21 protein-coding genes, 1 rRNA gene and 1 pseudogene are annotated in these 25,204 nt (G+C 43.8%); 18 read left to right on the forward strand and 5 right to left on the reverse strand.

Annotated features, from left to right (window positions below; translation table 11 throughout):
* The 4 genes from rrf to NC238_02185 all read left to right on the forward strand — a co-directional run.
* A 5S ribosomal RNA gene (rrf, locus tag NC238_02170) occupies positions 1 to 87 on the forward strand; the annotation flags it as partial.
* 193 nt (positions 88 to 280) lie between these two features.
* Complete coding sequence (locus NC238_02175; protein MCM1564764.1) at positions 281 to 1,030, forward strand: Rid family hydrolase; 750 nt, start codon at positions 281 to 283, stop codon at positions 1,028 to 1,030.
* Positions 1,031 to 1,229: 199 nt separating this feature from the next.
* Positions 1,230 to 1,868: a DedA family protein gene (locus tag NC238_02180; GenBank protein ID MCM1564765.1), complete on the forward strand. Its 639-nt coding sequence runs from the start codon at positions 1,230 to 1,232 to the stop codon at positions 1,866 to 1,868.
* Between the two features lie 24 nt (positions 1,869 to 1,892).
* Positions 1,893 to 2,330, forward strand: a complete 438-nt coding sequence (locus NC238_02185; GenBank protein MCM1564766.1) for a YkvA family protein — start codon at positions 1,893 to 1,895, stop codon at positions 2,328 to 2,330.
* Positions 2,331 to 2,478: 148 nt separating this feature from the next.
* Here NC238_02185 and NC238_02190 read toward each other — a convergent pair whose 3' ends face one another.
* Positions 2,479 to 3,159, reverse strand: coding sequence for a manganese catalase family protein (locus tag NC238_02190; protein ID MCM1564767.1), 681 nt, complete (start codon positions 3,157 to 3,159; stop codon positions 2,479 to 2,481).
* 164 nt (positions 3,160 to 3,323) lie between these two features.
* Here NC238_02190 and NC238_02195 point away from each other — a divergent pair, with 164 nt between their 5' ends.
* The 5 genes from NC238_02195 (at position 3,324) to NC238_02215 (ending at position 11,298) form a co-directional block, all read left to right on the forward strand.
* Complete coding sequence (locus NC238_02195; protein ID MCM1564768.1) at positions 3,324 to 3,740, forward strand: spore coat protein; 417 nt, start codon at positions 3,324 to 3,326, stop codon at positions 3,738 to 3,740.
* Positions 3,741 to 4,266: 526 nt separating this feature from the next.
* Entirely contained in the window at positions 4,267 to 8,076 is a 3,810-nt protein-coding gene (locus tag NC238_02200) for a hypothetical protein (GenBank protein MCM1564769.1), read from the forward strand.
* A gap of 163 nt (positions 8,077 to 8,239) precedes the next feature.
* Positions 8,240 to 9,373 carry a glycosyltransferase gene (locus NC238_02205; GenBank protein ID MCM1564770.1) on the forward strand — a complete coding sequence of 378 codons (1,134 nt, stop codon included), beginning with the start codon at positions 8,240 to 8,242 and terminating at the stop codon, positions 9,371 to 9,373.
* Positions 9,374 to 9,444: 71 nt separating this feature from the next.
* Entirely contained in the window at positions 9,445 to 10,233 is a 789-nt protein-coding gene (locus NC238_02210; protein MCM1564771.1) for a hypothetical protein, read from the forward strand.
* Positions 10,234 to 10,275: 42 nt separating this feature from the next.
* Positions 10,276 to 11,298 carry a glycosyltransferase gene (locus NC238_02215; GenBank protein MCM1564772.1) on the forward strand — a complete coding sequence of 341 codons (1,023 nt, stop codon included), beginning with the start codon at positions 10,276 to 10,278 and terminating at the stop codon, positions 11,296 to 11,298.
* A gap of 23 nt (positions 11,299 to 11,321) precedes the next feature.
* On the opposite strand, the gene NC238_02220 is transcribed toward NC238_02215, so the two are convergent.
* Positions 11,322 to 11,951 (reverse strand): class I SAM-dependent methyltransferase, encoded by a 630-nt coding sequence (locus NC238_02220; GenBank protein ID MCM1564773.1) that lies wholly within the window; start codon positions 11,949 to 11,951, stop codon positions 11,322 to 11,324.
* Between the two features lie 143 nt (positions 11,952 to 12,094).
* On the opposite strand from NC238_02220, the gene NC238_02225 reads away from it, so the two are divergent.
* Positions 12,095 to 14,320 carry a thioredoxin domain-containing protein gene (locus NC238_02225; protein ID MCM1564774.1) on the forward strand — a complete coding sequence of 742 codons (2,226 nt, stop codon included), beginning with the start codon at positions 12,095 to 12,097 and terminating at the stop codon, positions 14,318 to 14,320.
* 62 nt (positions 14,321 to 14,382) lie between these two features.
* On the opposite strand, the gene NC238_02230 is transcribed toward NC238_02225, so the two are convergent.
* On the reverse strand, positions 14,383 to 14,805 hold the full coding sequence (locus NC238_02230; protein ID MCM1564775.1) for a putative ABC transporter permease: 423 nt from the start codon (positions 14,803 to 14,805) through the stop codon (positions 14,383 to 14,385).
* 91 nt (positions 14,806 to 14,896) lie between these two features.
* Positions 14,897 to 15,499: an NUDIX hydrolase gene (locus NC238_02235; GenBank protein ID MCM1564776.1), complete on the reverse strand. Its 603-nt coding sequence runs from the start codon at positions 15,497 to 15,499 to the stop codon at positions 14,897 to 14,899.
* Between the two features lie 184 nt (positions 15,500 to 15,683).
* On the opposite strand from NC238_02235, the gene NC238_02240 reads away from it, so the two are divergent.
* The 6 genes from NC238_02240 to radA all read left to right on the forward strand — a co-directional run bounded on the left by NC238_02240 (position 15,684) and on the right by radA (position 22,606).
* Positions 15,684 to 16,475 carry a hypothetical protein gene (locus tag NC238_02240; GenBank protein ID MCM1564777.1) on the forward strand — a complete coding sequence of 264 codons (792 nt, stop codon included), beginning with the start codon at positions 15,684 to 15,686 and terminating at the stop codon, positions 16,473 to 16,475.
* A 179-nt stretch (positions 16,476 to 16,654) separates the two neighbouring features.
* A complete protein-coding gene (locus tag NC238_02245) occupies positions 16,655 to 17,134 on the forward strand; it encodes a CtsR family transcriptional regulator (GenBank protein ID MCM1564778.1) in 480 nt (159 codons plus the stop codon).
* Positions 17,135 to 17,148: 14 nt separating this feature from the next.
* On the forward strand, positions 17,149 to 17,673 hold the full coding sequence (locus NC238_02250) for a UvrB/UvrC motif-containing protein (GenBank protein MCM1564779.1): 525 nt from the start codon (positions 17,149 to 17,151) through the stop codon (positions 17,671 to 17,673).
* Positions 17,670 to 18,737, forward strand: coding sequence for a protein arginine kinase (locus NC238_02255; protein ID MCM1564780.1), 1,068 nt, complete (start codon positions 17,670 to 17,672; stop codon positions 18,735 to 18,737). Before NC238_02250 ends, NC238_02255 begins: the two co-directional genes overlap by 4 nt.
* A gap of 31 nt (positions 18,738 to 18,768) precedes the next feature.
* A complete protein-coding gene (locus tag NC238_02260; GenBank protein ID MCM1564781.1) occupies positions 18,769 to 21,252 on the forward strand; it encodes an ATP-dependent Clp protease ATP-binding subunit in 2,484 nt (827 codons plus the stop codon).
* A gap of 13 nt (positions 21,253 to 21,265) precedes the next feature.
* Positions 21,266 to 22,606, forward strand: coding sequence for a DNA repair protein RadA (radA, locus tag NC238_02265; protein ID MCM1564782.1), 1,341 nt, complete (start codon positions 21,266 to 21,268; stop codon positions 22,604 to 22,606).
* Positions 22,607 to 22,756: 150 nt separating this feature from the next.
* Here the strand turns inward: radA and NC238_02270 are convergent, their stop codons facing one another.
* Positions 22,757 to 23,149 carry a DUF1573 domain-containing protein gene (locus tag NC238_02270; GenBank protein ID MCM1564783.1) on the reverse strand — a complete coding sequence of 131 codons (393 nt, stop codon included), beginning with the start codon at positions 23,147 to 23,149 and terminating at the stop codon, positions 22,757 to 22,759.
* Positions 23,150 to 23,418: 269 nt separating this feature from the next.
* Between NC238_02270 and NC238_02275 the strand changes: the two genes are divergently transcribed.
* Together NC238_02275 and ispD are read left to right on the forward strand one after the other, a co-directional pair.
* On the forward strand, positions 23,419 to 24,585 hold the full coding sequence (locus NC238_02275) for a PIN/TRAM domain-containing protein (GenBank protein MCM1564784.1): 1,167 nt from the start codon (positions 23,419 to 23,421) through the stop codon (positions 24,583 to 24,585).
* 40 nt (positions 24,586 to 24,625) lie between these two features.
* Positions 24,626 to 25,195, forward strand: a pseudogene (gene ispD / locus NC238_02280) (2-C-methyl-D-erythritol 4-phosphate cytidylyltransferase).
* Positions 25,196 to 25,204: the final 9 nt, after the last annotated feature.

Consider the following 25,204-nt stretch of genomic DNA (forward strand, 5'->3'; position numbering starts at 1 on the left):
GGGTACCACCCGTTCCCATCCCGAACACGGAAGTTAAGACCTCCTGGGCTGAAAATACTCTTTGGGGAAGATAAGACGTTGCCAGGTAAACGAGAGACTACATCGAATGATGTAGTCTCTTCATATATGGATGGCTTAGTGCCGTGGTGCTAAGGATGGTAAGGGAACAGCGCAGGTAACTAAAGGAGTACATGTAAACAATGTACCCCTTTGCTTTCCATGAATAATTCAGTATACTATAGGGTAAATTGATTGAGAAATAGCAGTAAATGGAGAGTAAATGATGGATACACTTCGGACTAAAGAAAATCAGCCCGGGCATAATGGTGAAGACGATAACTATCTATTTTTTTCCAGCCTGGAGCTCATTGACTATTTTGTTAATAACTTAGCAGATAAAGACATCAGAACTCAAACGAAAAGAATACTTGAAATGGCCAGAGTTTTTATGAGAAAAAAAGATTTTAAGCTGGAAGATATTTATTCAGTACTCATTATGGTTAGAAATATCGGACTTGGTTCCCAGATTGATGAAGTCTTTTCTTTATATTTTAAAGAAGGTAATTACCCTATCCGGGTTTTTATCCAAATTGCAGATTTAGAAAGCACAGCCGATGTTGAACTGGAATTTTCAGCCTACCGAGGTCAAAAAAAATATATCAATAACGGAAAGCTTTTTCTGTCTGAAGGGCCTTTCTCACAAGGGGTTATCATAGAAAATTATTATCACGGTTCTGCTATACAGCCCTTTTCTCCACTTGACCAAAGGCTTATTGATGGTGACTTCAAGCAGGCTGTCAGGCAGTGCTTGGAGAACCTGAAGAATACTCTGGAGTCGGCAGGGAGCAGTTTAAATCAGATTTATTCTTTTATGGTTTATTTAAAAGATTTGAATACACTTCCCGAGGTTGAAGAGATCGTCGGACAGTATATCTCTAATCAGAGTGAAATACTCCAAGACGCGATAAAGATTCAGCAGTTTAAGGGCAATCATAATATCGAAATTGCTTGTTCTGCTTATTTGTGCTAATCATATTGAGATTTATTACATATTTTTGATAGAATTCTAAGACAATTTTAAGAGCAGGCTGCTAATCTGATTATCAAGATTTAATATTAGCCGTTTCTTGTTCTTTTGTCATGGTTATATTACTATATTAAAGGCAAGGAAATGATTCAAAAATCTAACGTGTTTATTTAAAATGCTTGTTTGAATGAAGGAGAATTTGATGGAATTTATTACGAGTTTGATTGATATTGTCTTACATATTGACAAATACCTGGATATGTTGGTCCAAACGTACGGTGTCTGGGCGTATCTGATTATCTTTTTAATCATTTTTTGTGAAACCGGACTTGTTGTAACACCGTTTCTGCCGGGGGATTCTTTGCTTTTTGTCATCGGGGCTCTGGGAGCAACAGGGGCGATGGATATTAAATTTGCTTTTATCTTACTGCTTATTGCGGCAATCGCAGGAAATACGCAGAATTATTTCATTGGAAGATTTTTTGGACAGAAAGCCTTCAATTGGAAAGACAACAGACTCTTTAAAAAGAAATATCTCATTCAAACCCATGGTTTTTATGAAAAACATGGCGGGAAAACGATTTTTCTTTCACGGTTCTTACCAATTATCCGGACATTTGCACCCTTTGTCGGAGGGATCAGCAACATGAGGCTGTGGAAGTTCATGCTCTACAATATATGTGGGGCTTTGGCCTGGATTTCACTTTTTATGATGGGCGGATATTATTTTGGGAACATTCCGACAGTCGAACAGAACTTTTCATTAATCATTTTTGCGATTATTTTCATCACTGTTTTACCAAGTGTCATTTTTGCTCTTCGCCAAAAGTTTTCGTCGTAAAGGTGCATTCAGGAGGATAGAAAAATGGCTGATGATATTAAGGAAATTGAACAATACGAAGATGCAGAGATCATAATTGAGCCACAGGAGATGGAGCGCTGGCAGAACAAGGCTAAAGACTATGTGGACAACCCTGTAAAGACGGAAAATTTGCTTACTGAAGCTCTGAAAAAAGCGGATAACAATAAAAAACGCGATGTAATCCAGAATATCTGGGATAAAATTCAGCTGCTCTTTTCTTTATTAAAAGACTGGTTAAACGGTGATTACAGAACGATCTCCAAGACTGCCATAATTTCTGTAATTGCCGGACTTATCTATTTTGTATCCCCTGTTGATCTTGTTCCTGATTGGATTGCTGCACTGGGACTAGTCGATGATGCTGCTGTTCTTGCGCTAATATTCAACCAGTTAGACAAGGAATTGACCAGGTATAAAAAATGGAAAAACCCTGAGTTCTAATATAAGATAGGACAAATGATAGAATTAATGACAGGAAAAACACAAACAACCCGATGATTCCCGGGTTGTTTTTTTATAGTTTGCCTAGAATGGACGATAACTTGTGTGAAAGTATGCTACAGGCTTTGCAGTAGCATCCTACTCGATTCTAGTGGCGTTGATCAGGAGTATTGAATCTTGGCGCTTGGGGGTCTTTAAGTTCATTGAAGTACTTTCCAGGTGTTGAGAGATCAAAGTATACCTTGGAATCCTGGGTAACTCCCCAGTCCTGAAGTGAGCCTGTATTCTGGAGCATATTGAATGCTTCCCGGAAAAGCGTGTTATGTGCTTCTTCCCTATTTAAAAGGAAGTCAATCGTTTCTCTTACCCCTTTATCGTTAATCTGGCGGTAGAGATATTCATAAACTACTTTTGCCCTTGTTTCAGCCGATATATCTGACAGCAAATCTGCAGCGAGATCGCCGGTACATTCGATATATGCTCCGGTCCATGGATAACCGGAAGCATTGGTTAACATGGGGGCAAGTCCGCCGATGACATGTGATTCCACGGTACCAACAGAAGTATTCATGGCCTCAAGCGTGTGGCCGTTTAATAGATTGACTGTCTGGGCGACCATTTCCATATGACTCAATTCTTCTGAAGCAATATCCATGAAAAGATCCTTAATCTTTTCATCTTTAATGCGATAACTTTGAGACAGATACTGTAAAGCTGCTTTGAGTTCACCATGCGGTCCGCCTAATTGATCTAACATTAAAGATGCATAATTTGGATTAGGACCGTCGACGCGTACATCTTTCAGTAGCTGCTTATCATGTTTGAACAAATGTATTTCTCCCTTCATTTAGATTTTAATCGTTCGTTACCTTCTATAGTCTTGCAATATACTTATAGATTATACAAAGAAGAACAATTCGATTTTAACTTTTTGCATAATAATCATAGGTTTTTAACAAAATATAATGAATATTGATAATAGGAGGAACTAAAATGCAATTAAGCCAGAAAGAAAAAATGCTTTTGGAAGACCTGAAAAGCCACGAGCAAATGTTTGCTCAAAAATGCAGCGAATTTGCCAATCAAGCTCAAGATCCGCAACTCAAACAACTCTTTCAGAACATGGCGCAGCATGAACAGCAGCATGTCCAAAAAATTGATCAAAGTTTGAGCCAAACTTCCGGAACATCAGGCCAGCTTCAGGGCATGACGGGTCAAAAAGATTCGATGCTTTGCCATGATATGCTCTCAACAGAAAAATATCTCTCTGGGGCCTATAATACAGTAATTTTTGAAATCCAGGATACCTCCCTCCGTCAGGACCTGAATAGTATACAGAGTGAAAAGCAAAGGCAGGGGGAAGAAATCTTCAGGTATATGCAAAATAAAGGAATGTATACGGTTCACTAAAAAATGAAAGAGGGTATCGCCAACCACTACAAAGTAGTTTTACAGTATCCTCTGTCTTTTTCGTATCTTTAGGATAATTCAGTAAGATTATAGATCATCAAAAGTATGTATTAAATGATATTCAGACGAAAGAGCAACATGCCGAATCTATTTATAACTATATACAAAGCAAAGGGATGTATCAGGTCCATTGAGTTACACGAATATCTCAAAACTTCAGTTTTTAAAATTGGCAGACCCCGGAGCGAGTAACAATATTGCTCCGGGGTCTGATTGTTTCGGTTATAAATTTTATGTTCCCCATGCGATTTAAGCAATCGACCATTCAATAAATTTTTATCCTCTAAAAATTATAGTAAGTAAAAGCTATACCGAAGAAAAATCTTCGGTTATTTTCTTGTAATTCTTTAAAGTCTAAGATTTATCTGCACACCTCATGTCCTAAAAAGCATATTTATAAGCATGTACTGAAATATTGGTTAAATTTAACACAAAAAAGAATTTCTAATAATAAAAAGGAGGAAGAATGGTGGTTGATAACCCCGAAAATAAACAAAGAGCAAGTGGAAGAATATCTCGCAAAAATTTTATTGACTGCTTACAAATCATAAAAGATGAATTAAGAGATATTCAATCGTCAGTAAGCAATATAAAAGATGTTGGGGATATACAAAGTCCAGATAGTTCTGAAAGAGGACTTTATTTTTCAGAAATTAAGGCTTCCAGCGCGAGAGCATTTAATAGCTATAAATCTATATTGGATACCTTAAAATTTATTTCTAATAAAACCGGTGCTAAACCCGGTATACTAGAATCAATAATTAATGTTATTGAAGACGGTTTTGTATCAATAAGGTCTCAGATGGACAATATCAAAGAAAGTCCTGGAGTTGAAGCGGTATTACGAAAAGAGAATTCTTTAACAACGATCAAACAAATATGTGAGAAGTTATTAATATGTATTGAGGTACTGGGGGGACTTTTCTTATGTGGTGAGACGTTAAAAATTGTTCATGAAAGAAAGCCAGATAATGAAACATGTCCCAAGAATTTGCCAGGCAGAAAAAAGATCGTGATTGTTAATAATAAAAAAATATGTGTTACTGCAGCAGGCGTACTATTTCTCTGCAATAAGGCATTTAAATTCCATTGTAAAAAAAAGGAACACTGTCATAAGCATTCTGACTGCAAGAAAATATTAAAATTGCTTGAAAGCCCAACTTTTGGACTAGCAGAAATTAAAACAGAAGTAAAATCTATAGAAGACGCTGTTTACCATCCATTTTTTGGCCTGCAGGAGATCAAATCCGAGGTTCAGCTTATCGAGTTTGAAGTCCAGAATATTGAGAAAAAGTTAGATAGCCCAACATTCGGACTTGCTGAAATTAAGACAGAAGTGTTCAGTATTGGCACACTGCTGGAGAGCATCTATACGAGCATCATCGGAGCAACCTTTGGATTAGCAGAAATCAAATCCGAAGTCGCCGCGATCGAAGGAGCAGTGTTTAGTCCGACATTCGGTTTGGCCGAGATCAAGACAGAAGTATTCAGCATTGGCACGTTAGTCGAAGGAATTTACACGACCTTAGTAAGCTCAACATTCAGTTTAGGTGAGATCAAATCCGAAGTCGCCGCGATCGAAGGAGCAGTATTTAGTCCGACATTTGGGTTGGCGGAGATCAAGACGGAAGTGTTCAGCATTGGCACCTTGATTGAAAGTATCTACACGAGCATCATCGGAGCAACCTTTGGATTAGCAGAGATCAAATCCGAGGTCGCCGCGATCGAAGGAGCAGTGTTTAGTCCGACATTTGGATTGGCTGAAATCAAGACAGAAGTCTTCAGCATTGGCACCCTGGTCGAAGGGATCTACACGACTTTAGTAAGCTCAACCTTCAGCCTAGGTGAGATCAAATCCGAAGTGGCAGCGATCGAAGGAGCGGTATTCAGTCCGACATTCGGTTTGGCGGAGATTAAGACCGAAGTGTTTAGTATTGGTACTCTGATTGAGAGTATCTACACGAGCATCATCGGAGCAACCTTTGGATTAGCAGAGATCAAGTCTGAAGTGGCAGCGATTGAAGGAGCAGTATTCAGCCCGACATTCGGTTTGGCAGAGATTAAGACGGAAGTATTTAGTATTGGTACTCTGATTGAGAGTATCTACACGAGCATTATCGGAGCAACCTTTGGATTAGCAGAGATCAAGTCTGAAGTGGCAGCGATCGAAGGAGCGGTATTCAGTCCGACATTCGGTTTGGCGGAGATTAAGACCGAAGTGTTTAGTATTGGTACTCTGATTGAGAGTATCTACACGAGCATTATCGGAGCAACCTTTGGATTAGCAGAGATCAAGTCTGAAGTGGCAGCGATTGAAGGAGCAGTGTTTAGCCCGACGTTTGGATTGGCTGAAATCAAGACCGAAGTCTTCAGTATTGGGACCCTGGTTGAAGGCATCTACACGACTTTAGTAAGCTCAACCTTCAGCCTAGGTGAGATCAAATCCGAAGTGGCAGCGATTGAAGGAGCAGTGTTCAGCCCGACATTTGGATTGGCAGAGATTAAGACCGAAGTGTTTAGTATCGGTACTCTGCTGGAGAGCATCTATACGAGCATAGTCGGAGCAACCTTTGGATTAGCAGAGATCAAGTCTGAAGTGGCAGCGATCGAAGGAGCGGTATTCAGTCCGACATTCGGTTTGGCGGAGATTAAGACCGAAGTGTTTAGTATTGGTACTCTGATTGAGAGTATCTACACGAGCATAGTCGGTGCAACCTTTGGATTAGCAGAGATCAAATCCGAGGTCGCCGCGATCGAAGGAGCAGTGTTTAGTCCGACATTCGGTTTGGCCGAGATCAAGACAGAAGTATTCAGCATTGGCACGTTAGTCGAAGGAATTTACACGACCTTAGTAAGCTCAACATTCAGTTTAGGTGAGATCAAATCCGAAGTAGCAGCGATCGAAGGGGCGGTCTTCAGCCCAACGTTTGGATTGGCCGAGATCAAGACCGAAGTGTTTAGCATCGGCACCCTGGTCGAAGGCATCTACACGACCTTAGTAGGCTCAACCTTCAGCTTAGGTGAGATCAAATCCGAAGTGGCAGCAATCGAAGGAGCAGTGTTCAGTCCGACGTTTGGGTTGGCGGAGATCAAGACAGAAGTATTCAGCATCGGAACACTGGTCGAAGGCATCTACACGGCGTTAGTCGGTTCCACTTTCAGTCTGCAAGAGATTAAGTCTGAAGTAGCAGCGATTGAAGGAGCAGTGTTCAGTCCAACATTTGGGTTAGCCGAGATTAAGACAGAAGTATTTTCAATTGGAACCTTGGTTGAAGCCATTTTCACGACAGTAGAAAATTTGTCCGGGAGCACATTTATCGAAGCAATCTATACAGCAGTCTATAGCCCGACGTTTGGTTTAGCGGAGATCAAGACAGAAGTATTCAGCATCGGCACCCTAGTTGAAGGAATCTACACGACTTTAGTAAGTTCAACCTTCAGTTTAGGTGAGATCAAATCTGAAGTGGCAGCGATCGAAGGAGCAGTGTTTAGCCCGACGTTTGGGTTAGCGGAAATCAAGACAGAAGTCTTTAGTATTGGCACCCTGGTCGAAGGGATCTACACGACCTTGGTAAGCTCAACCTTCAGCTTAGGTGAGATCAAATCCGAAGTAGCAGCGATCGAAGGAGCAGTATTCAGTCCAACATTTGGGTTAGCCGAGATCAAGACAGAAGTATTTTCAATTGGAACCTTGGTTGAAGCCATTTTCACGACAGTAGAAAATTTGTCTGGTAGCACATTTATCGAAGCAATCTATACAGCAGTCTATAGCCCGACGTTTGGTTTAGCGGAGATTAAGACCGAAGTCTTCAGTATCGGGACCCTGGTCGAAGGGATCTACACGGCTATTTATAGCCCGACCTTTGGTTTAGAAGAGATTAAAACCGAAGTATTCCAAATATTGAAACAAAGTTTCAGTCAGGATTTGACCACCGGTATTGCTCAACGGGATAATCCGAATAATAATGATGATTTTTACGTCGAGGTTTTGAATAATAGAACAGCTACTGTCAGTGTAACGCTTACGGTCTTTGATTTTTCTTCAGGCACGGGGATTTCGGCACTTGGGACGCCAACGCTACTGACCATTGGGCCAGGCAATGTAATAGAATTTGCTAGTTTGAATCTTAATGCAACAGTCTTGAATAGGTATGAGGTTACACTAACCAATGTCCAGGATGGGATCTATATTTGGTCGGCTTTCCGGCTGGCCAGTGGGGAATTGAGTCCGGCGAATACCTTTAGAGCAGGTGAATTTGTACCGTTATTACCCTAATAACAAAACGCGTTGATGGAAAACTTCATTAACCGGCAGAAAATCAAAGTCATTTTTCATCCGGTCAGCAATAAACACGCTGGCCGGATGTTTATATCAAATAAGAATTGAAAATGTTCCTCATCGTTTGGCATTTGAATATAGTAGCAAAGAGGAGGGTGCTATGATTACCATCAGCTTATGTATGATCGTCAAAAATGAAGAAGAACATCTGCCCAATGTCCTTAATTGTGTGAAGAATATTGTAGATGAAATTATCGTGGTGGATACCGGGTCGGACGATAAAAGCAAGGAAATTGCTTGTTTGTACCAGGCTAGAATCTATGACTGGGATTGGACGGACGATTTTGCGGCTGCCAGGAATTTTTCTTTTGCCAAGGCTAGTATGGATTATATCTTGTGGCTGGATGCCGATGATCTCCTGAAAAATCATGACCAGCTTGCCCTGCTGCAATTGAAGCATGTGCTTAATCCCAATGTGGATGTTGTGCTGATGAAGTATTGTGTGAACACCGGGGTAATAGGTGACTCTATTTCAACTTTTTATAGGGAACGCCTGGTTAAGAGGAGCAAGAATTTCCAGTGGCGGGAGCCGGTGCACGAGTACTTGGATTTTAACGGTGAAATTTTAACGACAGATATCTGTATCTGTCATACGGGCATAAAGTGCAATTCGCCAAGGAATTTGAGCATTTATGAAAAAATACTGGCTGAGGGGAAAAAGTTAAATGTCAGAAACCTTTACTATTTTGCGAGAGAACTTTTTAATTGCGGAAGATTTGCCGAGGCCATCCACTATTTTGAGAATCTGTTAGACGGCAGTGAAGATATTATGCTCTATTATCTGGATGCGTGTATCCGGTTGGCTATTTGCTATGCTGCCCAAAACAACCATGACAAAGTGCTGGATTCCTTGCACAAAAGTTTTAAGTACGATACACCGCGGGCTGAAGTTTGCTGCAGGCTTGGTTATTATTATAAGAGCAGAGAAGATTATAAAAAGGCCATTTTTTGGTTTGAACTGGCTACTAAATTGAAAAAACCAAACCAAACATGGAGCATGGTTGAACATGATTGTTGGGACTTTATCCCTTATACGGAGCTTTGTTCGTGCTATTACCGGGTGGGGCATCCCAAAGAAGCCTTATACTACAATAGCTTGGCATTGGAAACCAAGCCGGAAGATACGATGAGCCTGAGTAACAAAGCTTTCCTGGAAGGTGTAATAAAAGGATCATCCTCTGTTTCAGCTGACGCATTGCATGAGTCGCTAAATTTACTGTATCCAAAGAGTTAATATTGCCAAGTAACAGATTTCGGAGTTTTGCATATTTTGTAGTACAAGTCTAATAAATGGAGGTAGAAAAAATGGCATACTTTCCCGATCTTTGCAGTAGGTTGGGCTCGGCAGCTTTTACTGCGATCAATGACTCGGAAACCTTGACACTCGGCAGCAGGATCTATACGTTTTTAGATACTCTCGGAGCAACACCTCCTGCGGGAAATGTTCATATTGGGATTCAGGTTGCCTTGGCTGACACGGTTAAATTATTGGCAAAAGCTATCCGTGGTGAGGCGGATGCCAATATTTTATATGCAGCAGGCGAGAGTAATAACCCTGAATGCACAGCCTATTGGACAAGTCAGAGGTTTGCACTTGACGATGTCCAAGTGGCGGCAGGTCAGAATATTTATATTGTGGAGAGAGAAGAGGATTCCAATACACCCATAACCCTGTCGACAACCTGTAGCGGCTGTTCTCTGAACGCTTTAAGGCGTGCCGGCTTTTCAAGATATTTTCTTGATGGAAACAATGCAACAGATGCCCAACAAAGTATAAGGGGTTCCTACCAGATGATTCTGCCAACAGATTTTGTTGGTTTTGCATATACAATTAATTGTATTGATAAAATTTATTGCTCGATGAGTTCTACAAGTTGTATTGAAATTGACTTATACCGGAGCCCTGATGAAGTTACCTTTACCAGAGTCGTAAGAAGTACGAGTTTTCCGGGTGCATCCTATGGCGCGCTAATATGTGAAGATGTGGATTGTGATTCGATATCAGCAAATGAAGGGCTTTATTACCGACTTGGCACCGATGGGACTGATCCGACAAATTATATCGATATCAAAGTTTCCTATGCGGCGGTGTAATAACAGAACGACAATGGTCTTGTCTTGAAAGGGGAACAGTTGTTGAAAATTGCCTGCTTTTCCGCATCACCGATCATGAAGTATGGGCTGATGCCTGGTTTTGAGAAAAATGGAGAGGAAACAAAAATATTTCCTATGGCCTGTATGGGTGACGAAATGGTGACTCTGGAATTGGACGGACAGGTTACCCGCGTTCCCTATACCGAGCAGGACAAGATTAATAGCTATATTGACAAATGCATAGCCCGATATGGACCGGATTATGTTATCCTGGAAGGCTATCAGGGGGAACTGGCACTTGGCATTTCTATGGCCTGTGAAAAGTATGGCTCCGGGTTTATTTACTGGAGTATTGAAGATCCGGTGGGTTTTGCTAGAACACTGCCTATAGCAAAAATGGCCGATATTGTATTTACGACCGCTTTGGAGTGTATCCGTGAATACCGGAATCAAGGAATTCAGGCCCATCTCCTTATGTTTGGCTGCAATCCTGAATTCCACCGAAGCGGGGTATATAGGCCCGAGTGTGACCTGGATTTTGCTGTGCAGGCTAGTTGGTACAATTTTGCTTCCAGAATAGAGGGCTTTAACATTTTGTTAAAGCCTTTGCTGGGATTAGGTCATAAGTATCGCATTTGGGGATACAATTGGGACAGTGATCCACAGGCCCGCGCTTTTCTAGGAGATAATGAAGACCATTTCGCAGGGATTCTTCCCAATGAGAAGTTGCCGGATCTATGTGCTTCTGCCAGAATCATTCTAGGATTTCAGTGTGATTCCTCCAGTATTACGCAGACCAGTATGCGGAATTATGAGGTGCTTTCTTGCGGGGGATTCTATCTTTGTCAATATACCAAGGCGAGTGCCTATATTTTCCGTGAGGGAACCCACCTTGAACTTGCCAGGGATAAAGAAGAGGCCGTGAGCAAAGTGTTATTTTACTTGGCCCATGACCAGGAACGTATCAGGGTTGCCCGGCTGGGGCAGGAGTATGTGCATAGAAGGCACTCGTATGAGGTCAGGGTTAGTGAGGATGTTCTTCCTTACATTGAACGGAGAGTATAAGGGAAACCGCTAAGATCAGAGAACTACGGATTTAAATTGTTTTGTGCGGCTGAAAGCCTTTTATAGATCATTAACATTTGCTGGCCGCACCAGCATCCTCTGTTTTGGGAATCTATAATTTTCAAAAAGCATCTCCCAAAGCCATTGATTTCTGAGGGAAAACTGTTTTCTGAAAGAATAATCTGATGCTCAGGACAAATCGGAGGCTTTTCATTATAAGGAACTAGAAGTATATAATATTGGCCGGTACTTAAGAGATGTTGAGCAAATACTTCAGCCGGGTTCGGAAAGTGCTCAAAACAGTTGCTGGAGATAATAACATTAAAGCGATCTTTCTGAGGATCGAGGATCTCCGAACGGAAATTGCCGGATGGGTAATCAGCTTTGCATTTTTTGACAGCAATCTCTGAAAAGTCCAGACCGGTCACATGAGCGTTTGGAAATCTTTTGCTAATCTCCTCAACTCCTTGTCCCAGAGCGCAGCCCCAATCCAGGATAAAGGGACTCTCATCCTTAATGTATTTACACACTTCTTCGGGCAGGTTCTCCAACAGCAGTTTCATGAAAAATCTTGTCTGATTCTTTCCCCCTGCCGTTTCCCAATTAACATCAAACCGGCTGTCCCAATACTCTTTAGAGTTTATAGGCGTCATATTTTTGTCTCCTCCTCATTCGTGTAATAACAGCATATTCATCGTACAAAGCATTGTTCACGCTTAATATCAAATGATAAAAAACCTCAATGGGGAAATAATATACAAGAAAAGCTACACGGTAAGAAAGGGGTTGATGCCAAATGAACGAAGTACACGGAAACGCAAACAGATTGGCAGGGGAAAAATCGCCATACCTGTTGCAACATGCATTGAATCCAGTGGATTGGTTCCCCTGGGGTGAAGAGGCCTTCCAAAAAGCCAAAGAGGAAAACAAGCCGGTATTCTTAAGCATCGGCTATTCCACATGTCACTGGTGCCATGTGATGGAACGGGAATCATTTGAGGATAAAGAAGTCGCCGCAATTCTGAACCGCAGTTATATTCCGGTTAAGGTGGACCGCGAAGAAAGACCGGATATTGACCAACTGTACATGACCTATTGTCAGGTGATGACCGGAGCAGGGGGCTGGCCGCTGACAGTGCTGATGACGCCGGATAAACAGCCTTTCTTTGCCGGAACTTATTTCCCAAAACACAGCCATTACGGACGTCCTGGTCTCATGGATATTTTGAGTCAGGTAGGTCAGTTGTGGCAGACAGAGAAAGATAAAGTCATCCAAACGGCAGCGGAACTTTACGAAACAGTTACCAGGCATTATCATGGGGATAAAAACGCCACGTCTGCCGTGCCAAAGAACAAGCAGACCCTGCCATTTACAGAGAAAGAAAAAGACAGCGGTGATATAGCGATCTGGGGTAAGACCCTACTGGGCAAAGGATATGAACTGCTGGAAAACAAGTTTGATTCAAAATACGGGGGATTCGGCAGTGCTCCGAAATTCCCGGCTCCCCATAACCTGGGTTTTTTACTGCGGTATTCAATGGAAGAGCCACAGAGCAAAGCACTGGCGATGGTTGAAAAAACATTGGACAGCATGGCTGACGGAGGGATCTTCGATCATATCGGGTTTGGCTTTGCACGCTATAGCACAGACCGTTACTGGCTGGTCCCTCATTTTGAAAAAATGCTTTATGACAACGCCGGTCTGGCGCGTGTCTGTTTAGAAGCTTTTCAGCGGACGAAAAACCAAAAATACCGCCGGGTTGCACAGAATATTTTCCGGTACATTCTGCGCGATATGACTTCTGCGGAAGGAGGCTTTTACAGTGCGGAAGATGCCGACTCTGAAGGGGAGGAGGGCAAATACTATCTTTGGTCCAAAGATGAGATTAGAAAAACACTCCAGGATGGAATTGAATCTCTTCAAAAAGAAAGAGAGCTTAAAAACGGATTTAAACCTCTTTCTAAGCAAAAAGAAGAAGTGGCGGATATCTATTGTGATGCGTATGGCATAACGGATGAAGGTAATTATGAAGGAAAAAATATTCCTTCACGCATCTTTCATGTCGGTGTTGGAGACCTCGCTTCCCGCTATAGTCTGACTGGAGACGAACTGGACGAGATGTTGGACATTTGTAATACCATTCTGTTTTCAGCAAGAGAAAAAAGAGTCCACCCGGCTAAAGATGATAAGATCCTGGTTTCCTGGAATGGTTTGATGATTGGGGCTTTAGCCAAAGGAGTGCAGGTGCTCTCAGGTGATCTCTCTTGGGAAAATGATAAAAAGAGTCTTCTTCTAACCGCAGAAAATGCCGCAGGTTTTATCAGAGACAAGATGTTTGATTCCCGCGGCAGACTGCTCGCCAGGTACAGGGAGGGGGAAGCAGGTATTCCCGGTTATCTCGATGATTATGCTTTTCTAGTCCACGGGTTGCTGGAACTCTATACGGCGTGCGGAAAAACAGAATACCTGGAGCAGGCGATATTTCTTCAGGAAGAGCAGGAAAAACTGTTCCGGGATGAAACGAACGGGGGATATTATTTTACCGGTTGTGATGCTGAGGAACTGCTACTCAGGCCTAAGGAGATCTATGACGGTGCAATGCCTTCCGGGAACTCAATGAGCGCCTGCAATCTAGTGAGGCTGTGGAGACTTACCGGACTGTCAAAATGGCAAGAACGGGCTGAAAAACAAATCAATTCATTCCGGACGACTGTTGAGGACTATCCTCCGGGATACACAGCTTTCCTTCAGGCGATCCAATACGCCTTAAATCAAGGCGAGGAACTGGTATTGTCGGGATCTTCCGCTAATCAAACGCTAGAAAAAATGCAGACCGTCATTTTTAAGGATTTTCATCCATATGCTGCAGTGGCCTACAATGACGGTTCGTTAGGACAGTTAATCCCAAGAATGGATGATTACCCTGTCGGTAGGGACCTATCGGTTTACGTCTGCAGGGATTTTGCTTGCAGGGAGCCTGTAAATACCCCCGAAGAATTAGCAAAAATCCTCTCAGAATAACCCAGGCATACACATCCAGGTATCATTCATTATATGGGTATGTCCTTGAGCTTGTTTACCGTTTACCTTTCTGAATATCTGTTTGTGAGTATAACGAAAGCATCAAGTTTACGGTGAACCCGCTCAAAGAGAAGGCCGCCGATAAACCATACCGGGGCATAGCTGAGTGTAATGAGTCCGTTTATCGCCAGCGGATCCGTATACCGCCAAGGATAGACCCCCAGAATTTTAAGTAGAAACAGACCGCTAAAATATTCTATCCCCCAGATTGCTGTGAGCCAAACGAGTCCCCTCAAAGGCCACCTCCATCCTGAAATTAAATCGTGTAAAGGTTCAAGAATAGCAGCGGAACCATATATAAAAAACATCCAAAGGTTGGTAAAGCCCATTAGCCGAAAATCCCCGTGAATAAGAGAATCAAGTCCTGTCCAGATTATTTCGAGGCTCCAGCCCATCAGCCCGTAAATTAAATATCGTTTTAGCATGATCATAGTTTGTGACAGGGAGGGATATTTTACTTATTGTAAAATATCCCTTAATAATCAGTATCACGATTAACCCTAAATTTAATTATTTTTAGATTAAAGTGAATAGTTCGGAAAGCGCACCGAATACAGGGACTCCTTCTTTGTGAATTAGTCCTGGGAAAGGATTTTCTTTTCCGGTGTGTTCGATTGCTTTTGTGATCACTTCAAGACTCATCGGGGCGATAGGTAAATTACGACAATCTTCGAGCGAGTAGAAACCGGCCTGGATTACCTCGACCGGATCATGTTTTAATTGACCGCCCAGACCGCGAAGAAAGAAGACAATATAAATATTGTGTTTCACGTTCGGGATATCTTCAGGGTAATCGCGGACTGCCAGAATGCTTACAGGCTTCGATAGGATACCGGTTTCCTCACGGACTTCCCTGACAACCGCTTGGGCAATTTTTTCATTCTGTTCTACATAGCCGCCGGGAATGGTCCATCTTCCTTTACCGGGGTTATGCGCTCTTTGGACGAGGAGTACTTTGTCGTCTTGAAGCAAAAGACCGCCTACGCCCAGGGAGTATTCCCCCCAGTGGATATAGTCACAGGCCGGGCAGCTTTGCCTCTTTTTGTCTTCAATTAGTTTATACTCCAGTGCGGCAGAACACACGGGACAAAACTTAAATTCCGGATAAAGAGACGGCATAGGGTTCCTTCTTTCTCTAATCAAAGTTATTAATCCTATTTTATCCTGAAAAAGATAAGATGCAAATTTTATCTGAATTGAGAAATACGGCACGAAGGATAAACAATTTCTTTGTAGAACTACTAAATAATACTTTATAATACTTTACTCGACTGAATTTTCAACCTGTGGGGGAAATATTAGAATGAAAAATGATAAGAAAAAAGAGATTTGGCTTGATCCTGAGGAACTCCGGCAATTGTTGGAGGGAGGCTTGTATTGGAAAGATATAGAGCCCAAACTGTCCGAGGAAAATGCGGAAAGCATCAGAAGGCAGTTTAGTCTTGAAGATGAGGCTGATATTAATGACAGTGCTATGGACGAGTATGACCAGAACACCGGGGAATTTGACCAGACCAACGGAGAATATGGCCGGACGGCCAGGAAGTCTCCGGAAGAGGATCAAGCGGAAGCAGGGCCTGTTTTTGCCGGAGATTCGGATGAAGACAATGAGGAGATCAGAACAATTCTGCTTGGTGATCAAAATTCGGGGCAGGATGAACTGCAGAGACTGTTTATCTCCCAAGCGGCTTCCCTGGAAGATGATTTTAATGGAATAGAGGGTATAAGCGAAATCAATGATCCGGCGGAAACAAGTCCGAACAGCTTCAGCCCGCTTGCTGATACTGAGGCAGTGGATGATTTGAATAAAGCTGATGAAGCCTACAACGCAGAAGATACCGCTATGATCCCGAAAAGACCGACTGATCTGGGTACTCTGGAGGAAACAGAAGTAGGGGCGGAAGAAAGAAGCCGCTTTTCTGATTTAAATAGTTATATCATGAACAGTAAAAATGACCCGAGTGCAGACGATGACGATGACCTAGATTTTGAGTTCGAACAGAAAAGCGGCTTTGGTGGACTAAAGCTTGTTATTCTGGTTGCGATTGTCGCAGCGGTCACCTTCGGTTTGTGGTATTTCTTTATCAGCGATTGAGGACTTTTCGTTAAGTACAGCAATGTTAAATTTTTTGTAGTCAGCGAGTATAAAAACCTATCTTTGGATAGGTTTTTTTAAATAAAATAGTTTTCAAAATGATCAAAAAGGGTTAAAATAGTTACAAAGGTCAAAAAAGGTCATAAAGTCAGCAAAGGTCAACATTGAAATAAGGATGGATGACGATGAGTAATTTGGCGGACAGAATCGAGGAGTACCTCAAAAAGATTATAGAGCAGGCCGAAGTTGGGTACATTGTCTTGCAAAGAGGTTATCTTGCTGATTTCTTTTCATGTGCTCCTTCCCAGATTAACTATGTTCTTACAACGAGGTTTACTGCAGAACGCGGCTATCTTGTTGAAAGCAGAAGAGGCGGCGGCGGTTATTTAAGGATTGTTAGGCTGGGACTTGATCCTGAGGGTAAATTCCAGAGACTCATGTCGGAACTCATCGGGGATGACCTTTCCCAGGATCGGGCCAACAATCTTGTGGACAGACTCAGAGAAGAAGATCTGTTCACCAAAAGAGAAGCAATCTTGGTAAAAACGATTTTTGCCGACCGGCTTTTGGTTGGAGTGACGAATTTGCCTTCTACGCTTAGGGCCCGTATGATGAAAGAAATACTGGCGAATATGTGCCGGGACGATGTTAATGATTGATCGGGGGGATAGCAATGCTTTGTCAGAACTGTCAACAACGGGAGGCTGTGGTTCATCTGACCAAAATCATTAATGGACAGGCGGCGCAGCTTCATCTTTGCCAGGAATGTGCGCAGAAAGCGCCTGGTACCGGCTTCAATCTCTACCCTGGAATGGTATCGGATTTTTTACAGGCATTATTTGGGGTAAATCCGGCAGGACAGTATGATCAGACGATCGTAGACAGCCAGCCCGGAAAATGTCCCGGGTGCGGAAGAACTTTTTCCCAGATACAGCAAGCCGGGAAAATGGGCTGTAGCAGATGTTACGATGAATTCGAGCCCCAAATGGAAATGCTCCTGCGCCGGATCCATGGAAGAGGGATGCATGTCGGGAAAGTGCCGGTAAGACGAGGCGCTTCGTTCCGAAACAAACAGGAAATAGTCAAATTGAAAGAACAACTCTTGGAGCTAGTAAAAGCAGAAAAGTTTGAAGAGGCAGCTATATTAAGAGACCGGATTAAAGAAATGGAGAATACTGTCGGAGGTGAGAGCAAATGACTTATCGGGAACTGCTTGCCAAAGACAGCTTCTGGATGAAGGATACGCCGGACATTCCGATTGTATTGAGTTCCAGAATCAGATTGGCCAGAAATATCGCGGACAATCCTTTCCCTCACGTCATGTCCTATGATGATGCCGAAAAAATTGAAGCACAGATTTCCAGCGTTCTGGACGGTTTTACCGCTGAAGGGGAAAAGCTTGTTTATATTCCATTGAAAATGCTTATTCCGGTGGAGAAGAAGGTACTGATTGAAAAGCATCTGGTCAGCCCGGGTTTTAACGAGACTGAATATGCACGCGGTCTGGCCTTGTCCGAAAGCCATAAAATTGCAGTCATGGTCAATGAAGAAGATCACCTGAGAATTCAGGTGCTGATGCCGGGGAACAGCCTGAGGGAAGCTTGGCATCTTGCAGGATTGGTCGATGATTATCTGGAAGCGCATCTGGATATTGCTTATAAAGAAAAGCTTGGCTATTTGACGACATGTCCCACCAACGTTGGAACCGGCCTGAGAGTATCCGTAATGGTTCACTTGCCGGCCCTGGTGCTGACCAATCAGGTCCAGCAGGTTCTGGGTGCCCTGACTTCGCTTGGGTTGGCAGTACGCGGCCTGTACGGTGAAGGCTCCAGGCCCTTCGGAAATATCTTTCAGATATCCAACCAGGTTACGTTAGGTAAGAGTGAAGAGGACACCTTGGCACATCTTGATGCGGTGACGCGGCAGCTGATGGAACGGGAAGTCCAGATGCGGGAAGTTGTTCGCAAAGAATCTCCGCTTATCGTCGAAGACAAAGTATGGAGGGCCCGGGGGACTTTGGAAAATGTCAGGATCCTTGAAACGGAAGAGATCTATTCACTTCTATCGGAGGACCGGCTGGGCATTGATATGGGCATTTTGTCTAGAGTTTCTGCAGGTTTCGTGTCTGTCTTGATCAACTCAATGCAGGGATGTCTGCAATATAATCTCAATAAGCAGCTGGATGCTTATCATATTAACGCAGAAAGAGCTAATTTTGTGCGTGGAATCTACCATCACAAAATGAGTGAGAATGTAAATTAAACGCCGATAAGTTTGGAAAGGAAGGATCAGAATGTCAAGAAAATTTACGCAAAAGGCAGAAAAAGTATTTATGCTTGCTGAGGCGATTGCCAAACGCATGGGCCATAAGATTATAGGGACTGAGCATATTCTTTTGGCTTTGATTGAAGAAGGAGAAGGAGTTGCCGCGAAGGCGCTGACCGGGATTGGATTGGCTCCTGACAAGGTAAGCGCAAAGATTACCCAGATCATTGGCGTAGGAACCCCTATCAGTGGAGAGGTCGGATTGTCTCCGCGAGTGAAGCGCGTGATTCAGCTTGCCACCGAAGAGGCTCAACGCCAGGGGGTCAATTATATCGGAACCGAGCACATTCTGCTTGGCCTGATCATTGAGGGAGAAGGAATTGCTGCGAGAGTCCTGGCGGATCTTAAGATCAGTCCGGAAAAAATATGGGAGCAGGTTGTAGAGCTCCTGGGAGGAGAAACCGAAGGTACATCAATGCCCGGAAGTGCCGCTGCGAATAACAGCAAACCCGGACAGGCAGGCGGAACACCGACTTTAAACGAGTTCGGACGGGACTTGACGGTTATGGCCGCTGAAGGGAAGCTTGACCCCGTCGTCGGTCGGGGAAATGAAATTGAAAGAGTCATTCAGGTGCTGAGCCGCCGGACGAAGAATAACCCTGTATTGATTGGAGAACCCGGGGTCGGAAAAACGGCCATCGCCGAGGGTTTGGCCCAAAGGATTGTCAACAACCAAGTGCCGGAGATCCTTGCCGATAAACGGGTTGTGACACTCGATCTTTCTTCGATGGTAGCAGGGACAAAATATCGCGGTGAATTTGAAGAGCGAATGAAAAAAGTCATGGAAGAAATCCGGCTGGCGGGCAACGTGATCGTCTTCATCGACGAACTCCATACGCTGATCGGAGCGGGGGCTGCCGAAGGAGCCATTGACGCAGCCAATATTCTGAAACCGGCCCTGGCCAGAGGAGAAATGCAATGTATCGGAGCAACGACGCTCGATGAATACCGTAAGCATATTGAACGTGATCCAGCCTTGGAAAGACGTTTTCAACCGATTAAGGTAGGAGAGCCTACAGTTGAGGAAACCGTGGCCATTCTGAAGGGCTTAAGGGACAAGTATGAAGCCCATCACAGGGTGAAGATATCCGATGAGGCGATTGATGTGGCAGCGCGCTTGTCCGACAGGTATATTTCCGACAGATTTTTGCCTGATAAAGCCATCGATTTAATTGATGAGGCTGCATCCAAAGTTCGCATTCACAGTTTTACGGCACCGTCGGATTTGAAAGAGCTGGAGGAAGAAATCGAAAATCTGAAGAAAGAAAAAGAAGCAGCCGTAAAAAGGCAGGAATTCGAAAAAGCCGCCGAAATCAGAGACGAAGAGCAAAAGAAACGCGAAAAGCTCAGCGAGATTCGTAAGAACTGGGAGGAAAGCCGAGACAAGGACCGGATGGTCGTGGGGCCAGAGGATATCTCCGGAATCGTATCGAGCTGGACAGGAGTCCCGGTGAATAAACTTGAAGAAGGAGAAAGCTTCAGACTTTTGAAACTGGAATCCCTTCTGCATGAGAGCGTGATCGGACAGGATGAGGCGGTCACGGCTGTTGCCCGTTCGATCAGACGGGCCAGGGCGGGACTCAAAGACCCTAAGCGGCCCATTGGTTCGTTTATCTTCCTCGGACCGACAGGAGTCGGAAAAACCCAGCTGGCGAGGTCCTTGGCTGAATCTCTGTTTGGGGATGAAAATTCGCTGATAAGAGTTGATATGTCCGAATATATGGAAAAGCATGCCGTATCCAGGATGGTAGGTTCGCCTCCGGGATATGTCGGTCATGATGAAGGTGGTCAGCTTACGGAGGCGGTCCGCAGGAAACCATACAGCGTCATTCTGTTTGACGAAATAGAGAAGGCCCATCCTGAAGTGTTTAATATTCTGCTGCAGGTACTGGAAGACGGCAGGCTCACGGACTCTAAGGGAAGGCTTGTGGATTTCCGCAACTGCGTATTGATTATGACGTCCAACGTCGGAGCTTCTTTCCTCAAAAAAGAATCTCTGGGTTTTGTCTCCGGAAGAAACGAAGAAAGCGAATATAAATCCATGAGTTCCAGGATCATGGAGGAACTTAAGAAGACTTTTCGTCCGGAATTTTTGAACAGAGTGGATGAAATGGTGGTATTCCATCCGCTCAAGCAAGACGATCTTGTGAAGATTACAAAAATCCTGATCAAGGATGTCAGCAAACGACTAAAAGAGCAGGAGCTTGAACTGGTCCTGGATGATGAGGTTCTGGAGCATCTGGCAGAAGAGGGTAATGATCCGACTTATGGGGCGCGTCCTTTACGGAGGGCCATCCAAAAAATGATTGAGGATCCCTTGTCTGAAAAGATTCTTGAAGGAACTTATAACGCAGGCGATACGATTAAGGTCGAACTTTCCGACAAAGAAGTCGTTTTTGTGAAACCCGCTGCCGTCAAGAAAAAGGGCAGAAAGAAACTGGAAAAGGTCTAAGGGGGAAGGAATTTTGGCAGGCCCAAAGACGAAGTTCTATTGCCGGGAATGCGGGCAGGAAAGCGCGAGATGGCTCGGAAGGTGTCCCGGATGCGGTGAATGGAATACACTGATTGAGGAACGCGTAGAAAAATCCAAACCTACAGAAAACAGAGGGATCGTTCAGGCGATCCCTCTGACTGAAATCCAAACGATGGAAGGGCAGAGACTTGATACCGGAAGTCAGGAACTTAACCGGGTTTTTGGGGGAGGGGTTGTCGAAGGATCTTTTGTTCTTTTAAGCGGAGAGCCTGGAATCGGCAAATCCACGCTGTTTCTGCAAATGGCAGAATATCTTTCCCGGAAGGAAAATGTGCTTTATGTGTCGGGAGAGGAGTCTGCACGGCAAATCAAACTCAGGGCTGACAGAATGGAACTTTCTTCTTCCCGGGTACATATACTCGCCGATAATTCCCTGGAAGCAGTACGTTCGGAGGTACTGAACAAAGGCTATAAAGTCATTTTTATTGATTCAATTCAGACGATGCTGCTCGAAGACGTCCAGTCTGCACCCGGAAGCGTCAGCCAGGTCAGAGAAGGGGCTTCTTTCTTGTTGAAACTGGCCAAAGAAAATGAGATTACGGTTTTCCTGGCCGGCCATATTACAAAGGAGGGTGCGATTGCCGGGCCCAGGGTTCTGGAGCACATGGTCGATACGGTCCTGTATTTTGAAGGAGATCAGCACCATATTTTCCGTCTGCTGCGGGCAGTTAAAAACCGTTTCGGTCCGGCCAACGAAATTGGGGTATTTGAAATGAGGGGCTGCGGTCTAGCTGATGTTACAAATCCCTCCATGTTTTTTATGGGCGATCATACACAGGTATCCGCTGGTTCCGGGGTGGCTGTCGTAATGGAAGGAACAAGGCCGCTCTTAGTGGAGGTCCAGGCTTTGGTAACATCGTCCATCTTCACGCCGCCGAGAAGAACCGTAAACGGGATGGATTACCACCGCCTGCTGATGCTTCTGGCAGTTCTGGACAAACGGGCCGGATACGCTTTTGGCGCCCGGGATGTTTTTGTCAATATTGCCGGGGGTCTCGATGTGGATGAACCGGCAGCGGATCTTGCCGTCATCGCCTCTGTGATGTCGGGAATTAAAGATCAGCCGCTTGGAAATATGGCCTTAATCGGGGAACTCGGTCTGACCGGAGAAATTAGAGGGGTTTCTCATATTGAGCAGCGGATCAGAGAAGCGGAAAAATTTGGTTTCCGAAATTGCCTGGTACCAGAAGTCAATGCAGACAGTATCGGGAGGACCGATTGCCGGATCATTCCGGTTAAGAACATTGAGGAAGTGCTGGATTTTCTTTTTTAGATAATTTTGATACCAAAATAAAAAAGGATGTCAAAAGACATCCACGGCAGTCATTCCAAGGCATCACTGATATGGCATTAGTAACTGATATACAAATATACAAAATGACAGAAAATATCTCCGCATTCTTTAATCTTCTTTTAAGCTCGGCTATCTAAAATTAAAAACTGTAAGTGTTTTGAGTCTGCTTTCTTCCTTTTCCAGGATTTCGTTTACAGACAAGCCCAGAATATTGGCAAGAGCTGAGATGTAAAAAAGCTGATTTCCCAGTTCGGTTTCGACAACTTCACGGCAGTTGGAACAAAGGTTTCCTTCTAGATGACTGTTCAGGAGAAACTTAAGATCTGATATGGTAGCATTTTCCGGAATTAGACTTTTGTGGGCATCCACTGAGACACAGCCGCAAGAAGTTACAGCCTTCGTGATAGCCCTGTTTACCCGGGAAGAAGCCTCTTGTCCTTTTGATAAAATATCCAAGATGCTTTGGTGTCGAATTAGCATAGCATCAACCGTTTCTTGAAAATCATTATTGATTGGACTCATAGTACATACACTTCCTTTCTGCCAATTTCATTATAGACAGCATCAGAAGCTGTTGTCAATTTCATCAAATCGGGAAATATTTCTTGAATTAAGATATATTGAAATAATTTGTCGTTTACTTTGAAAGAGAAATACAACCTGATATAATGATGAGATACAGGGGAAAATACCGCTAAACAATTTCATAGGGACAGATTAGGAAAATTTCAGGCTCCTGGTATAAACAGAATTGTTTTTAGCCAAAATATAGAAAAAGGGAGGTGAATTTGATGCTTAGCAAAATTGTTCGCGGCATCATTACGCTGCTGTTCGGTGCAGCAGGAATTTACGTAGATTACTTGTTATTAAAGGTTGTCGATATTCGTCAGCTTAGTCAGACATTAGGTTTTGAGATTCACTTATACTGGACTTATATTATTATTTTTATTGTGTTATCTGCTTTTGGTTTCTTTCTCGCCCCTGTATGTATGAAAGTCTTTATTGGCCTTGTCAAATGGCTGGAAAGCAGACTTACCCGCATGCCGATTCACGATCTGGTCGGAGGTTCACTTGGGGGTATTGTCGGTTTGCTGATTGCCCGCCTGATTTGCATTACTTTTGTGGGTATTCCATTTCTCGGCCCAATTCTGTCTGTCGTCGTCAGCTTGTTACTTGGCTACGTCGGCTTGATTATTGGGATCACGCGCAAGGATGATATTCTTGGATTTTTCAACTTTTTACCCAAACTGAAAGGGGAACGTGCTGAAAAAGAAAAGAATAAAGATAAGGGGCACGGGAAGCAGTCCGCTGCTGCAGGCTATAAAGTGCTTGATACCAGTGTGATTATTGACGGCAGAATTGCGGATATTGTCAAAACGAGCTTTATAGATGGGGTTCTTCTGGTTCCTGGTTTTGTTCTGGAAGAGCTCAGACATATTGCCGATTCTTCAGACGCCCTGAAAAGAAACCGGGGTCGGAGAGGACTTGATATCTTGAATCAGATTTCCAAGGAATCGGTCATCAAGGTCGAGATCTACGAAGGTGATTTTGAAGACATCGCTGAAGTGGACAGTAAACTTGTCAAACTGGCGAATATTCTGGACGCACCGATATTGACCAATGATTATAACCTGAACAAAGTGGCCGAGCTTCAGGGGATAAAAGTCTTAAATATCAATGAATTGGCCAATGCTGTGAAACCAGTTGTCCTTCCGGGCGAAGAGATGTATATTCAGATTATGAAGGAAGGAAAAGAGGCTGGACAGGGCGTAGCTTATCTGGATGACGGAACGATGGTTGTCGTTGACGGAGGACGCAGGTACATTGGGCAACAGACCACCGTGCTGGTTACGACTGTTCTGCAAACTGCCGCGGGTAGGATGATCTTTGCTAAACCCAAAGGGATGCAGGAAAAATCATCTGAGGAGTTTTCCCATGAGTTTAATGCATTCGGCTAATATTGCGGCTATTGTACCTGCCGCCGGGCGGGGAAAAAGGATGGGGGGTCAAGGCAACAAGCTTCTGCTTGAACTTGCCGGGACCCCTATCCTTGTTTTTACTCTAAAAACGCTGGAACTTTGTCCGCTAATTAAAGAAATCATTATTCCTGCGGCAAGGGTAGATATTTTGACAATTAAAAAATTGATGGAAGAATACAACCTGAAAAAGGTGACGGCAGTGGTTGAGGGAGGCGCCGAAAGGCAGGAATCCGTTTACCGGGCGCTTCAGTCCTTAAGTCCTGAAGTGGACAGCGTGATCGTCCATGACGGTGCCCGACCCTTATTAACACTGGATGATCTGAACCGTTTTCTTGAAAAAACGGCTGACTCTGAAGCGGCTGTCATGGCTGTACCTTTGAAAGATACTGTGAAAAAGGTGGATACTCAGGGCCAAGTTATGGAAACACCCCCGCGGGAACAGCTTCGGGCGATTCAGACACCGCAGATTTTTAACCGGAACCTTTTAGAAAAAGTACACAAACTTGCCTTTGAACAGCAGTACCTGGCCACGGACGATGCTTCTCTGTTTGAGTGGCAGGGCTTACCGGTCAGGGTTGTTGAAGGCAGTTACGAGAAT

The organism is Dehalobacter sp. (assembly GCA_023667845.1).
In the GTDB taxonomy this organism is placed as follows: domain Bacteria; phylum Bacillota; class Desulfitobacteriia; order Desulfitobacteriales; family Syntrophobotulaceae; genus Dehalobacter.